This is a genomic window from Pseudomonas sp. FDAARGOS_761, assembly GCF_013343155.1.
Classification (GTDB): Bacteria; Pseudomonadota; Gammaproteobacteria; order Pseudomonadales; family Pseudomonadaceae; genus Pseudomonas; species Pseudomonas aeruginosa.
In genome coordinates, this window is sequence record NZ_CP054572.1 from 4,690,189 (window position 1) to 4,704,251 (window position 14,063).

12 protein-coding genes are annotated in these 14,063 nt (G+C 67.7%); 10 read left to right on the plus strand and 2 right to left on the minus strand.

Annotated elements, in window-relative coordinates; genetic code table 11:
• The first annotated feature begins 3 nt into the window (after window positions 1-3).
• The 7 genes from FOC67_RS21795 to hpaI all read left to right on the plus strand — a co-directional run bounded on the left by FOC67_RS21795 (window position 4) and on the right by hpaI (window position 6,735).
• Window positions 4-783 (plus strand): fumarylacetoacetate hydrolase family protein, encoded by a 780-nt coding sequence (locus FOC67_RS21795; protein ID WP_003110132.1) that lies wholly within the window; start codon window positions 4-6, stop codon window positions 781-783.
• Window positions 780-2,240, plus strand: coding sequence for a 5-carboxymethyl-2-hydroxymuconate semialdehyde dehydrogenase (gene hpaE, locus FOC67_RS21800; RefSeq protein ID WP_003110130.1), 1,461 nt, complete (start codon window positions 780-782; stop codon window positions 2,238-2,240). The genes FOC67_RS21795 and hpaE overlap by 4 nt, the downstream gene beginning before the upstream one ends.
• 131 nt (window positions 2,241-2,371) lie before the next feature.
• On the plus strand, window positions 2,372-3,295 hold the full coding sequence (gene hpaD / locus FOC67_RS21805; RefSeq protein ID WP_003093449.1) for a 3,4-dihydroxyphenylacetate 2,3-dioxygenase: 924 nt from the start codon (window positions 2,372-2,374) through the stop codon (window positions 3,293-3,295).
• Window positions 3,296-3,305: 10 nt separating this feature from the next.
• Window positions 3,306-3,698: a 5-carboxymethyl-2-hydroxymuconate Delta-isomerase gene (locus FOC67_RS21810; protein WP_003101265.1), complete on the plus strand. Its 393-nt coding sequence runs from the start codon at window positions 3,306-3,308 to the stop codon at window positions 3,696-3,698.
• A 92-nt stretch (window positions 3,699-3,790) separates the two neighbouring features.
• The gene (locus FOC67_RS21815; protein ID WP_003101263.1) at window positions 3,791-5,095 is read left to right on the plus strand and encodes an MFS transporter; all 1,305 of its coding nucleotides are present in this window, start codon (window positions 3,791-3,793) and stop codon (window positions 5,093-5,095) included.
• Window positions 5,096-5,112: 17 nt separating this feature from the next.
• Window positions 5,113-5,916 (plus strand): 2-oxo-hept-4-ene-1,7-dioate hydratase, encoded by an 804-nt coding sequence (gene hpaH / locus FOC67_RS21820; RefSeq protein ID WP_009313325.1) that lies wholly within the window; start codon window positions 5,113-5,115, stop codon window positions 5,914-5,916.
• Window positions 5,917-5,928: 12 nt separating this feature from the next.
• Window positions 5,929-6,735: a 4-hydroxy-2-oxoheptanedioate aldolase gene (gene hpaI, locus FOC67_RS21825; protein ID WP_003093455.1), complete on the plus strand. Its 807-nt coding sequence runs from the start codon at window positions 5,929-5,931 to the stop codon at window positions 6,733-6,735.
• Window positions 6,736-6,816: 81 nt separating this feature from the next.
• Here the strand turns inward: hpaI and FOC67_RS21830 are convergent, their stop codons facing one another.
• A complete protein-coding gene (locus FOC67_RS21830; RefSeq protein ID WP_003093457.1) occupies window positions 6,817-7,305 on the minus strand; it encodes a DUF934 domain-containing protein in 489 nt (162 codons plus the stop codon).
• Window positions 7,302-8,975, minus strand: a complete 1,674-nt coding sequence (locus FOC67_RS21835) for a nitrite/sulfite reductase (protein ID WP_009313324.1) — start codon at window positions 8,973-8,975, stop codon at window positions 7,302-7,304. Before FOC67_RS21835 ends, FOC67_RS21830 begins: the two co-directional genes overlap by 4 nt.
• A gap of 105 nt (window positions 8,976-9,080) precedes the next feature.
• Between FOC67_RS21835 and ccoG the strand changes: the two genes are divergently transcribed.
• The 3 genes from ccoG to ccoN all read left to right on the plus strand — a co-directional run bounded on the left by ccoG (window position 9,081) and on the right by ccoN (window position 14,006).
• Window positions 9,081-10,802, plus strand: coding sequence for a cytochrome c oxidase accessory protein CcoG (ccoG, locus tag FOC67_RS21840; RefSeq protein ID WP_079993372.1), 1,722 nt, complete (start codon window positions 9,081-9,083; stop codon window positions 10,800-10,802).
• A gap of 97 nt (window positions 10,803-10,899) precedes the next feature.
• Entirely contained in the window at window positions 10,900-12,315 is a 1,416-nt protein-coding gene (mapR, locus tag FOC67_RS21845) for a GntR family transcriptional regulator MpaR (protein ID WP_003101248.1), read from the plus strand.
• 263 nt (window positions 12,316-12,578) lie between these two features.
• Window positions 12,579-14,006: a cytochrome-c oxidase, cbb3-type subunit I gene (gene ccoN, locus FOC67_RS21850; protein ID WP_003093467.1), complete on the plus strand. Its 1,428-nt coding sequence runs from the start codon at window positions 12,579-12,581 to the stop codon at window positions 14,004-14,006.
• Window positions 14,007-14,063 lie beyond the last annotated feature (57 nt).

Genomic DNA, 14,063 nt, shown 5'->3' on the forward strand with positions numbered 1-14,063 from the left:
ACCATGAAACACGCACGCATCCGCTACCAGGGCCGGGTTCACCAGGTCACCGTGGAAGACGCCAACGCCGTCCGCCTGGCCGACGGCACCCTGCTCGCCGAGGACCGGGTGGAGTGGCTGCCGCCGGCCACCGGGAGCATGTTCGCCCTCGGCCTGAACTACGCCGACCATGCCGCCGAACTGTCGTTCAAGGCGCCCAGCGAACCGCTGGCGTTCATCAAGTCGCCGGGCACCTACACCGGCCACCGCCAGGTCAGTTGGCGTCCGGACAACGTCGACTACATGCACTACGAGTGCGAACTGGTGGCAGTGATCGGCAAGCCGGCGCGCAACGTCCGCCGCGAGGACGCCCTCGGCTACCTGGCCGGCTACACGGTGTGCAACGACTACGCGATCCGCGACTACCTGGAGAACTACTACCGGCCCAACCTGCGGGTGAAGAACCGCGACGCCACCACCCCGGTGGGGCCGTGGATCGTCGACGCGGCCGAGGTTCCCGAGCCGAACCGGCTGACCCTGCGCACCTGGGTCAACGGCGAGCTGCGCCAGGAAGGCAGCACCGCGGACATGATCTTCGACATTCCCTACCTGATCGAATACTTCTCCAGCTTCATGACCCTGCAGCCGGGCGACATGATCGCCACCGGCACCCCGGAAGGCCTGTCCGACGTGGTCCCCGGCGACGAAGTGGTGGTGGAGGTGGAAGGCGTCGGTCGCCTGGTCAACCGAATCGTCAGCGAGGCCGAATTCTTCCGCGCCCGCGCACAGGAGCACGCAGAATGATCAAACACTGGATCAATGGCCGCGAGGTCGAAAGCAAGGACGTCTTCGAGAACTACAACCCGGCCACCGGCGAGCTGATCGGCGAGGTCGCCAGCGGCGGCGCGGCGGAAATCGACGCGGCGGTGGCGGCGGCCCGGGAAGCCTTCCCGAAATGGGCCAATACCCCGGCCAAGGAGCGCGCGCGCCTGATGCGCCGGCTCGGCGAGCTGATCGACCGGAACGTGCCGCACCTGGCGGAACTTGAGACCCTCGACACCGGCCTGCCGATCCACCAGACGAAGAACGTGCTGATCCCGCGCGCCTCGCACAACTTCGAGTTCTTCGCCGAAGTCTGCACGCGGATGAACGGGCACAGCTATCCGGTCGACGACCAGATGCTCAACTACACCCTGTACCAGCCGGTGGGCGTCTGCGGCCTGGTCTCGCCGTGGAACGTACCGTTCATGACCGCCACCTGGAAGACCGCGCCGTGCCTGGCGCTGGGCAACACGGCGGTGCTGAAGATGTCCGAGCTGTCGCCGCTGACCGCCAACGAGCTGGGCCGCCTGGTGCACGAGGCGGGCATTCCGCCGGGGGTGTTCAACGTGGTCCAGGGCTACGGCGCCAGCGCCGGCGACGCGCTGGTCCGCCACCGCGACGTGCGCGCGGTGTCCTTCACCGGCGGCACCGCCACCGGGCGACGGATCATGGAGGCGGCCGGTATCAAGAAATACTCGATGGAACTGGGCGGCAAGTCGCCGGTGCTGGTCTTCGAAGACGCCGACCTCGAGCGGGCGCTGGACGCCGCTCTGTTCACCATTTTCTCGCTGAACGGCGAGCGCTGCACCGCCGGCAGTCGCATCTTCGTCCAGGAAAGCGTCTACCCGCAGTTCGTCGCCGAGTTCGCCGCGCGCGCCAGGCGCCTGATCGTCGGCGATCCGCAGGACCCGAAGACCCAGGTCGGCTCGATGATCACCCAGGCCCACTACGACAAGGTCACCGGCTACATCCGCATCGGCCTCGAGGAAGGCGCCACCCTGGTGGCCGGCGGCCTGGAGCGTCCGGCCGGCCTGCCGGCGCACCTGAGCAAGGGGCAGTTCATCCAGCCCACGGTGTTCGCCGACGTGGACAACCGCATGCGCATCGCCCAGGAGGAGATCTTCGGCCCGGTGGTCTGCCTGATCCCGTTCAAGGACGAAGCCGAGGCGCTGCGCCTGGCCAACGACGTGGAATACGGCCTGGCCTCCTACATCTGGACCCAGGACATCGGCAAGGCCCATCGCCTGGCACGCGGCATCGAGGCCGGGATGGTCTTCATCAACAGCCAGAACGTGCGCGACCTGCGCCAGCCGTTCGGCGGAGTGAAGGCCTCGGGCACCGGACGCGAAGGCGGGGAATACAGCTTCGAGGTATTCGCCGAGATCAAGAACGTGTGTATATCCATGGGCAGCCATCACATCCCCCGCTGGGGCGTGTAGGGCGCGCTCGTGCAGAGCGGCCGCCCGAGGCCGCCAGCAGCGCCGGCGTGCAGACACAATCAGAAGAATCCGGGCCAGCCGCCAACGGCCGCGCCCGCTGCCAGGCCCAACGGGCCACCAGGAGAATCGTCATGGGCAAAGTCGCTCTGGCTGCCAAGATCACCCACGTACCCTCGCTGTACCTGTCCGAGCTGCCCGGCCCGCGCCACGGCTGCCGCCAGCCGGCGATCGACGGGCACCGCGAGATCGGCCGGCGCTGCCGCGAACTGGGGGTCGACACCATCGTAGTGTTCGACACCCACTGGCTGGTCAACGCCGGCTACCACATCAACTGCGCGCCGCACTTCGAGGGGCTCTACACCAGCAACGAGCTGCCGCACTTCATCGCCAACATGGAGTACGGCTTCCCCGGCAACCCGGAGCTGGGCCGCATCCTCGCCGAGGGTTGCAACGCGCTCGGCGTGGAAACCCTGGCCCACGACGCCACTACCCTCGGCCCGGAGTACGGCACCCTGGTACCGATGCGCTACATGAACCAGGACCGCCACTTCAAGGTGGTCTCGGTCTCTGCCCTGTGCACCGTGCATTACCTGAACGATAGCGCGCGCCTGGGCTGGGCCATGCGCAAGGCGGTGGAAGAGCACTACGACGGCACGGTGGCGTTCCTCGCCAGCGGCTCACTGTCCCACCGCTTCGCCCAGAACGGCCAGGCGCCGGACTTCTCCGACCGCATCTGGAGCCCGTTCCTCGAGGTCCTCGACCATGAAGTCGTGCAGATGTGGCAGGAAGGCCGCTGGGCGGAGTTCTGCGGGATGCTCCCGGAGTACGCCTCCAAGGGCCATGGCGAAGGCTTCATGCACGACACCGCGATGCTCCTCGGCGCCCTCGGCTGGTCGGCCTACGACGGCAAGGCGGAGGTGGTGACGCCCTACTTCGGCTCCTCCGGCACCGGGCAGATCAACGCGGTATTCCCGGTCACCGCCCAGGACGGCTCGGCGATCCCCGCCGCCCAAGCCGGCAACCCGGCCGGCGCCAGTTGCGCCAGCCGCCTCTGAGGACGCCACCATGCCGCACTTCATCGCCGAATACACCGACAACATCGAAGCCGAAGCCGACCTGCCCGGCCTGTTCGAGAAGGTCCATGCCTGCCTCGGCGCCAGCGGCGTGTTCCCGCTCGGCGGCATCCGCAGCCGCGGCGTGCGCCTGGACACCTGGCGCATGGCCGACGGCAGGCACGACTACGCCTTCGTCCACATGACCCTGAAAGTCGGCGCCGGTCGCGACCTGGAGACTCGCCGGCAAGTCGCCGAGGCACTTTTCGAGGTGATCACCGCGCACTTCGCCGAGCTCCAGGCGCGACGCCTGCTGGCGCTGTCCTTCGAACTCACCGAACTGGACGCGGAGCTGAACTACAAGCGCAACAACGTGCATGAATTCCTGAACAACCCGGCGGACTGACCGGCCCGCCATAACGCTGCACTCACCCAGCTCGCCTCCCGGCCACCGACAGGTCGCCGGGACGTCCGGGCGCTCACAAAAAGTACAAGATCATGAGCACAGCCAGCACCCTGAACAGCACCACCCTGCCTCTCAGCGACAGCACCCACGACCGCGTCACCTGGCGGCTGATGCCGCTGCTGCTGGTGTGCTACGTCTTCGCCCATCTGGACCGCATCAACATCGGTTTCGCCAAATTGCAGATGAGCGCCGACCTGCACTTCAGCGACACCGTCTACGGTCTCGGCGCCGGGCTATTCTTCATCGCCTATGCGCTGTTCGGCCTGCCCAGCAACCTGATGCTGGAACGGATCGGCCCGCGCCGCTGGATCGCCTGCCTGATGCTGGTCTGGGGCTGTCTCTCCACCGCCATGCTGCTGGTGGAGACCGCACGCGGCTTCTACCTGCTGCGCTTTCTCCTGGGGGTCGCCGAGGCCGGCTTCTTCCCCGGAATCCTGGTCTACCTGAACCGTTGGTTCCCGGCGCGCCGACGCGGGCAGATCACCGCTCTGTTCGCCATCGCCGTGCCCATGGCCGGGGTGATCGGCGGACCGCTTTCGGGCTGGATCCTAGAAGGCTTCCATGACGCCCTCGGACTGCGCGGCTGGCAGTGGATGTTCCTGATCGAAGGCCTGCCGGTTGTGTTGCTCGGCGTGGTGGTCTGGTGCTCGCTGCCGGAAAGCTTCGAACGGGTGACGTGGCTCAGCGACGAACAGAAGCACCTGCTGCGCGAGGAACTGGCCGGCGAGGAGCAGCGCAAGACCATCACCTCCTTCTCCGGCATCTTCAGCAATCCGCAGGTGTGGCTGCTGGTGGCGATCTATTTCGCGGTGATGCTGGCGGTGAACACCATCGCGTTCTGGATGCCGAGCCTGATCCATGGTGCCGGCATCGCCCAGGACAGCCGCATCGGCATGCTCAGCGCGGTGCCCTATCTCGCCGGCTGCGCCTTCATGATCTTCATCGGCCGTTCCTCCGACCGCCTGCGCGAGCGCCGCTGGCACCTGGGCATTCCGTTGCTGATGGCCGCCGCCGGGCTCAGCCTGGCGGCCCTGGCACCGACCAGCGCCTGGCTGGTGATGGGCGGCCTGGTGATCGCCGGGATGGGCGCCAGCGCCGCCCTGCCGATGTTCTGGCAACTGCCGCCGGCCTTCCTTTCCAGCGCCACCCTGGCCGCCGGAATCGCCCTGATCAGTTCCTTCGGCAGCATCGCCGCCTTCCTCGCGCCCTACCTGATCGGCTGGATGCGCGACACCACCCAGAGCGCCAGCCTGGCCCTGTACCTGCTGGCCATCCTCATCGCCCTCGGCGCCGGCCTGGTCCTGCGGACCCCCGCCGCCGTGGTCAACCCACGCTGAACCGAGAGACCCCGACCATGCTCGATCCCCGTCTGATCCAGGAAGCCGCCAACCGCCTCGACGCCGCCGAACGCTCGCGCCAGCAGGTAAGGCAGTTCTCCCTCGACTACCCGGACATCGCCATCGAGGACGCCTACGCCATCCAGCGCGCCTGGGTCGAGCGCAAGATCGCCGACGGGCGCGTGCTCAAGGGCCACAAGATCGGCCTGACCTCGCGCGCCATGCAGGTCTCGTCGAACATCAGCGAACCGGACTACGGCTCGCTGCTCGACGACATGTTCTTCGAGGAGGGCAGCGACATCCCCTTCCAGCGCTTCATCGTGCCGCGGGTCGAGGTGGAGCTGGCGTTCATCCTCGGCAAGCCGCTGAAGGGTCCGGGCTGCACCCTGTTCGACGTGCTCGAGGCCACCGAGTGGGTGATCCCGGCACTGGAGATCATCGATGCGCGCATCCAGCAGGTCGACCCGCAAACGAAAGTCACGCGCAAGGTCTTCGACACCATCTCCGACAACGCCGCCAACGCCGGCGTGGTGATGGGCGGCCGGGCCGTGCGGCCAGGCGATATCGACCTGCGGCGGGTACCGGCGATCCTCTACCGCAATGGCGTGATCGAGGAGTCTGGCGTCTCCGCCGCGGTGCTCAACCACCCGGCCAAGGGCGTCGCCTGGCTGGCCAACAAGCTGGCGCCCTACGGCGTCTGCCTGGAGGCCGGCCAGGTGATCCTCGGCGGCTCCTTCACCCGCCCGGTGGCGGCCGCGCCGGGGGACACCTTCCACGTCGACTACGATCTGCTCGGCAGCATCTCCTGCCGTTTCGTCTGAGGAGGTATTTCCATGGACCTGCCCGTCAATCGCTTCAAGCAACGCCTGCGCAGCGGCGAGGCGCAGATCGGCCTGTGGCTCGGCCTGGCCGATCCCTACTGCGCGGAGCTGGCCGCCAACGCCGGCTTCGACTGGCTGCTGCTGGACGGCGAGCACGCGCCCAACGACCTGCGCAGCCTGCTCGGCCAGTTGCAGGCGCTGGCGCCCTACCCCGGCCAGCCGGTGATTCGCCCGGTGCAGGGCGACACCGCGCTGATCAAGCAATTGCTCGACATCGGCGCACAGACCCTGCTGGTACCGATGGTCGACAGCGCCGCCCAGGCCGAAGGCCTGGTGCGCGCCGTGCGCTATCCGCCGGCGGGCGTGCGCGGGGTCGGCAGTGCGCTGGCCCGGGCTTCGCGCTGGAACAGCGTGGCGGAATACCTGGACCACGCCGACGAGCAGATGTGCCTGCTGGTCCAGGTGGAAAACCTGGAGGGCCTGGCCAACCTCGACGCGATCGCCGCCGTCGAGGGCGTCGACGGCGTGTTCATCGGTCCGGCCGATCTCAGCGCAGCCATGGGCCATCGCGGCAATCCCGGCCATCCCGAGGTGCAGGCGGCCATCGAGGACGCCATCCGCCGCATCCGCGCGGCCGGCAAGGCCGCCGGCATCCTCTCCGCCGACGAGGCGCTGGCGCGGCGCTACCTGGAGCTGGGCTGCGCGTTCGTCGCGGTGGGCGTGGACACCAGCCTGCTGATGCGTTCGCTGCGCGAGCTGGCGGGGCGCTTCAAGGGCGGCGCGCCGGCGCCGTCCGCCAGCTCCTCGGTCTACGGCTGAGGGGCGCGCCTCGCTCCCGCTGCGGGAGAGGGGCCAGGTCGGCGTTGCGGCAGGTATCGGCGTCGGTCCGGGAGCGTATGCCTAGCGTCGGCGGAACAACGGTCGCGGCTCGATCGCCGAGCGGCCGTAGAGCACGCTCAAGCCCGCCAGCCCCTTGAGCGCGTCCTCGACGTTCTTGTCCTCGCGCACCGCGAAGGCATCGAAGCCGCACTGGCGCATATGGCTGAGCTGGTCGCGCAACACGTCGCCCACTGCGCGCAACTCGCCGCTCCAGCCCAGGCGCACGCGCAGCAGGTAGGCCAGGCTGTAGCCACGGCCGTCGCGGAAGCTGGGGAAGTCGACGGCGATCAGCGGCAGCTCGGCGAAGTGCGGCAGCAAGGCTTCCACCTCATCGTCCGGCGCCAGCCAGGGCGCGGCGGCTCCGGCCTCGCCGCGGCGCTCCAGCCAGGCCGCCAGAGGCAGCAGCAACGGCCCCGGCGGCAGCGCGTCGGGCAACTCGCGCAGGAGTTGCCAGGGATCGTCGCGGCAGACCTCGGCGACGCCATCGCGCAAACGGATCAGGTTGTTCATGCCGGTTCCTCCATCCTGGCGTAGACCCGGGCCTTGAACGGCTCCAGGCCGACCCGGTTGAAGGTGTCGATGAAACGTTCCGGGCCGACCCGCAGGTCGGTGAAGGTTTCGACGATCCGCTCGATCACCGCCGGCACCTCGGCAGCGCTGAACGATGGCCCGATCACCTTGCCCAGCGCGCTGTCCTTGCCCTGGGCGCCGCCGAGGGTGACCTGGTACCACTCGCTGCCGTTCTTGTCGACGCCGAGGATGCCGATGTTGCCGATGTGGTGGTGGCCGCAGGCGTTCATGCAGCCGGAGATGTTCAGGCTCAGCTCGCCGATGTCGTGCAGGTGGTCGAGGTCCTCGAAGCGCTGCTGGATGCCCTGGGCGATGGGGATCGACTTGGCGTTGGCCAGCGCGCAGTAGTCGCCGCCGGGACAAGCGATGATGTCGCTGAGCAGGCCCTGGTTAGGCGTGCCGAGGCCGGCTGCGCAGGCCTCGCGCCACAGCGCGTGGAGGTTCTCCAGGCGCACGTCGGGGAGCACCAGGTTCTGTTCGTGGGCCACGCGGATCTCGCCGAAACCGTAGCGCTCGGCCCAGTCGGCGACGCGTTCCATCTGCTCCGCGGTGACGTCGCCCGGCGGCGCGCTGGCGCCGGGCTTGGTCGACAGCACCACCGAGGCGTAGCCCGGCACCTTGTGCGCCTGGACGTTGCGCGAGGCCCAGCGGGCGAAGGCCGGATCGGCCGCACGGGCGCTGCCGTAGGCCAGCTCGCCGTCGGCCGGCGGCAGGTAGCGCGGCAATACGAAGCGCTCGGCGACCCGCTGGCACTCCTCGGCAGTCAGTTGCGCCGGGCCGTCGCGCAGGTGCTGCCACTCTTCCTCCACCTCGCGGGCGAAAGCCTCGATGCCCAGCGCCTTGACCAGGATCTTGATCCGCGCCTTGTACTTGTTGTCGCGCCGGCCGTAGCGGTTGTAGACCCGCAGGATCGCCTCGACGTAGGACAGCAGGTGCTGCCAGGGCAGGTCGTCGCGGATCACCTGGCCGAGCATCGGCGTGCGTCCCAGGCCGCCGCCGACCAGGACCCGCAGGCGCAACTCGCCGGCGTCGGGGTGGCGGTAAAGGTACAGGCCGATGTCGTGCATCTGCACCGCGGCGCGGTCTTCCACCGCCGAACTGAGGGCGATCTTGAACTTGCGCGGGAGGAACAGGAACTCCGGGTTCACCGTCGACCACTGGCGCAGGATCTCGGCCAGCGGCCGGGGGTCGGTCCATTCGTCCGCGGCGACCCCGGCGAAGGCTTCGGTGGTGATGTTGCGCACGCAGTTGCCGGAGGTCTGGATCGCATGCATCTGCGCGCCGGCGAGGTGTTCGAGGATGTCGCCGACCTGCTCCAGCTCGATCCAGTTGAACTGGATGTTCTGCCGCGTGGTGAAGTGCCCGTAGCCGCGGTCGTAGTAGCGGGCGACATGCGCCAGCGCGCGCAGTTGCGGCGACGAGAGGGTGCCGTAGGGAATCGCCACGCGCAGCATGTAGGCGTGCTTCTGCAGGTACAGGCCGTTCTGCAGGCGCAGCGGGAGGAACTCCTCCTCGCTCAGTTCGCCGTCGAGGCGGCGGGCGATCTGGTCGCGGAACTGCGCCACCCGCTCGCTCACCAGCGCCTGGTCGTATTCATCGTACTGGTACATCGCAAAGCCCTCATCGACAGGGTTTCTCCACCGATGACGGGCAGGGTGGGTGGCGAAGAAACCGGGGACCGGCTGCGCCCCTGTTTCTGGCGACAGGATGGGCCGGTGTTCACTGGCACCCACTATCGCCCGCGTACAGACAGCGAAACAGCGGCAGATTCCGCCGAAAAAAACACATCAGATGGCCGACGACGGCGAATTCGCGCCGCCTGCGACCGGTTGCCACGGGGCGCATATCTGTACTGCCGGAGGTCGCCCGGCAACCCGCGGCAATGCTGGGCCGCTGCTTTCGGGAGGCATCTGATACGGTTTTTCCCGCTCGATCTGCCGCTGTTTCGCCCATCAGCCGGTTCCTATAGTCGCAACCGCCTCTCCAGCCTGATGGGCCTACGAAAAATGAGCGAAAGAATTCCCGCGATCCAGGTCGAGCCCGCCGTACCGGCCGCTCCGTCGAAACAGCCGCCCGCGCCCGGCAAGCTGCCGTCGGCGGTGAACGGCCCGATCTACACCCGCAGCTTCACCGGTCTGTTCCGCAACTTCCGCCGCCTCGGCGGCGGCCTGCTGTTCCTGCTGTTCTTCGGCACCCTGTGGCTGAACTGGAACGGCCGCCAGGCGGTGCTCTGGGACCTGCCCGAGCGCAAGTTCTACATTTTCGGCGCGACCTTCTGGCCGCAGGACTTCATCCTGCTCTCGGCGCTGCTGATCATCGCCGCCTTCGGCCTGTTCTTCATCACCGTGTTCGCCGGCCGCGTCTGGTGCGGCTATACCTGCCCGCAGAGCGTATGGACCTGGGTGTTCATGTGGTGCGAGAAGGTCACCGAGGGCGACCGCAACGCGCGGATCAAGCTCGACCAGGGTCCGGCGAGCGCCGCCAAGCTCTTGCGCAAGACGGCCAAGCACGCGCTGTGGCTGGGTGTGAGCCTGGTCACGGCGGTCACCTTCATCGGCTACTTCACTCCGGTGCGACCGCTGGTGGCCGACCTGTTCAGCTTCCAGCTGGACCTGGAAAGCCTGTTCTGGGTGCTGTTCTTCACCGCCGCCACCTATGTCAACGCCGGCTGGCTGCGCGAGCAGGTGTGCATCCACATGTGCCCCTACTCACGCTTCCAGAGCGTGATGTTCGACAAGGACACCCTGATCGTGTCCTACGACGCCGCCCGCGGCGAATCCCGCGGCGCCCGCAAGAAAGGCAGCGATCCGCGCGCCCAGGGGCTCGGCGACTGCATCGATTGCCAGCAGTGCGTGCAGGTCTGCCCCACCGGCATCGACATCCGCGACGGCCTGCAGATCGCCTGCATCGGCTGCGCCGCCTGCGTCGACGCCTGCGACTCGATCATGGACAAGATGGGCTATGAACGCGGCCTGGTGCGCTACACCTCGGAACGCGCCCTGGAAGGTGGCCAGACCCGTTTCCTGCGTCCACGCCTGGTCGGCTACGCGGCGGTGATGCTGGCGATGATCGGCGCCTTCGTCGTCGCCCTGGATGCCCGCCCGCTGGCCTCGCTGGACGTGACCCGCGACCGTGGGCTGTTCCGCGAGAACGCCGCCGGGCAGATCGAGAACATCTACACCCTCAAGGTCATCAACAAGACCCAGCAGCCGCAGCGCTATCGCCTGCAACTCGACGACGCACCGGAGTTCCGCCTGCAGGGCGAGCACACCCTGAGCCTGAAGCCCGGCGAGATCCTCGACTTCCCGGTGTCGGTGGCCTCTACCGCCGAACGCGCCAGGGCCGGCTCGCAACCGCTGGCGTTCAGCCTGCGCGGCATCGACGACCCGAGCCTGGCGGTCGGCAGCACCAGCACCTTCGTTTCGCCGGCGCGCTGAGGAGGCCGCGATGAGGCATGACAACACGGTCCCGGCGCGCATAGAGTGGGCGCCAGCGGCCGTGCCCACGGCCAGCCAGGACAGCGGCCAGGACAAGATGAAGCGCTACGAGAAATTCGCCGACGAGATTGCCGAGCTGATCCGCACCGGCGTCCTCGCCCCCGGGCAGAAGGTGCCCTCGGTACGGCACGCCAGCCGTACCTACGGGGTCAGCGCTTCAACCGTGTTCCAGGCCTACTACCTGCTGGAAAGCCGTGGGCTGATCATGGCCCGCGCACGCTCCGGCTACTTCGTCTGCCAGCACGTGCAGCGGCCGCTGCCGGAACCGGAGATCAGCCCGCGCCAGGCCGACGCCACCGAGGTCGACGTCAGCGAGCTGGTGTTCTCCGTACTCAGTTCGATCAAGGACCCGGACACCGTGCCCTTCGGCTCGGCGTTCCCCAGTCCGCAACTGTTTCCCCTGCCGCGCCTGGCGCGCTCGATGGCCCATGCGGTGCGCGACATGGACCCGCAGTCGGTGGTCGCCGACATGACGCCGGGCAACCATGGCCTGCGCCGCCAGATCGCCCTGCGCTACATGGTCGGCGGCCTGCTGCTGCCGGTGGAAGAACTGGTCATCAGCAACGGCGCGCTGGAGGCACTCAACCTCTGCCTGCAGGTGGTCACCCGTCCCGGCGACCTGGTGGCCATCGAGGCGCCGGCGTTCTACGCCACCCTGCAGGTGCTGGAACGGTTGAAGCTGAAGGCGGTGGAAATCCCCGTGCATCCGCGCGAAGGCATCGACCTGGAAGTGCTCGCCGACAGCCTGGAGCGCCTGCCGATCAAGGCCTGCTGGTTCATGAGCAACTTCCAGAACCCGATGGGCGCGAGCATGGACGACGAGAAGAAACGCGCCCTCGCCGAGCTGCTGGCGCGCCACCAGGTGCCGATGATCGAGGATGACGTGTACGCCGAGCTGTACTTCGGCCAGCAGGCGCCGAAGCCGGTCAAGGCCTACGACCAGGAAGGCCTGGTGATGCACTGCAGTTCCTTCTCCAAGAGCCTGGCGCCGGGCTACCGGGTCGGCTGGGTGGCCGGCGGACGCTACGCCGAGCAGATCGAGCGACTGAAGCTGATGACCAGCCTGTCGGCGTCGATCCCGGCCCAGGCGGCCATCGCCGACTATCTCCAGCACGGCGGCTACGACCGCCACCTGCGCAAGCTGCGCTACGCCCTGGAGACCCAGCAGAACGCCATGCTCGCGGCGGTGGCGCGCTACTTCCCCGAGCAGACCCGGGTCAGCCGTCCCAGCGGCGGCTACTTCCTCTGGCTGGAGTTGCCCGAGGCGGTCGACTCGCTGCGCCTGTTCCAACTGGCCCTGGCCCAGGGCATCAGTCTCGCCCCGGGGCCGATCTTCTCCGCCACCCGCCGCTTCGCCCATTGCGCCCGGCTCAACTACGGGCACCCGTGGAGCGCGCGGCAGGAGAAGGCGATGGAGACCCTCGGGCGGATCGCCCAGTCGCTGGCGGGATGACGCCCCGCACACGGAAAGCCACCCCGGCGTAGGGCGGATAACCGCGCGCGGTCATCCGCCATGATCGGCTCGCGTCCCCCATCCCGGTATGCGCCGCCGCCCTGCGCGAACGCCTTCCCCTGCCCCATCTGATACCCAAATTCCATATCGACCTGAAGCTGTTTTACCCCCGCCCCAGCCCTTAGATTGCAGGCTCCGGCTGGCGCCCCGTCTCCCCCCTCGACGGCGGTCGCCGGCTGTTCATTTCTTTCGGGACTGTACAGATGAACAAAGCAACGACGGAACCTGCCTACAACTACAAGGTGGTTCGCCAGTTCGCCATCATGACCGTGGTATGGGGCGTGATCGGCATGGGGTTGGGCGTACTGATCGCCTCGCAACTGGTCTGGCCCCAGATGAACTTCGACCTGCCCTGGACCAGCTTCGGCCGCCTGCGGCCGCTGCATACCAACCTGGTGATCTTCGCCTTCGGCGGCTGCGCGCTGTTCGCCACCAGCTACTACACGGTGCAGCGTACCTGCCAGGTGCGACTGTTCTCCGACACCCTGGCCGCCTTCACCTTCTGGGGCTGGCAGGCGGTGGCGGTGATCCTGCTGGTCAGCCTGCCGCTGGGCAACACCACCACCAAGGAATACGCCGAGATCGAGTTCACCGGCGCGATCTGGCTGGCGATCGTCTGGGTCGCCTACGCGGTGGTGTTCTTCGGCACCCTGATCAAGCGCAAGGTCAAGCACATCTATGTCGGCAACTGGTTCTTCGGCTCGTTCATCCTGACCACCGCGATGCTGCACATCGTCAACCACATGTCGCTGCCGGTGAGCTGGTTCAAGTCCTACTCGATGTACTCCGGCGCCACCGATGCCATGGTCCAGTGGTGGTACGGGCACAACGCCGTAGGCTTCTTCCTGACCACCGGCTTTCTCGGCATGATGTACTACTTCGTGCCCAAGCAGGCCGGGCGCCCGGTCTACTCCTACCGGCTGTCCATCGTCCACTTCTGGGCGCTGATCACCCTGTACATCTGGGCCGGCCCGCACCACCTGCACTACACCGCGCTGCCGGACTGGGCGCAGTCGCTGGGCATGGTGATGTCGCTGATCCTCCTGGCGCCGAGCTGGGGCGGCATGATCAACGGCATGATGACCCTCTCCGGGGCCTGGCATAAGCTGCGCGACGACCCGATCCTGCGCTTCCTGGTGGTGTCCCTGGCGTTCTACGGCATGTCCACCTTCGAAGGCCCGATGATGGCGATCAAGACCGTCAACGCCCTTTCCCACTACACCGACTGGACCATCGGCCACGTCCACGCCGGCGCCCTCGGCTGGGTCGCGATGATCACCATCGGCTCGCTCTACCACCTGATTCCCAAGGTCTACGGGGTCGAGAAGATGCACAGCGTCGGCCTGATCAATGCGCACTTCTGGCTGGCCACCATCGGCACCGTGCTGTACATCGCCTCGCTGTGGGTCAACGGCATCACCCAGGGCCTGATGTGGCGCGCGGTCAACGAGGACGGCACGCTGACCTACTCCTTCGTCGAGTCGCTGGTGGCCAGCCATCCGGGCTTCATCGTGCGCCTGGTCGGTGGCGGGTTCTTCCTCACCGGCATGCTGCTGATGAGCTACAACACCTGGCGCACGGTACGCCAGGCGCGCCCGGAAGGAATCCTCGCGGCGGCCCGCATGGCCTGAGCCGCGACAGCGCGTCCCTTCCCTTCCCGAGCCTCGCCCGCCACGCTGCGGGCAAGG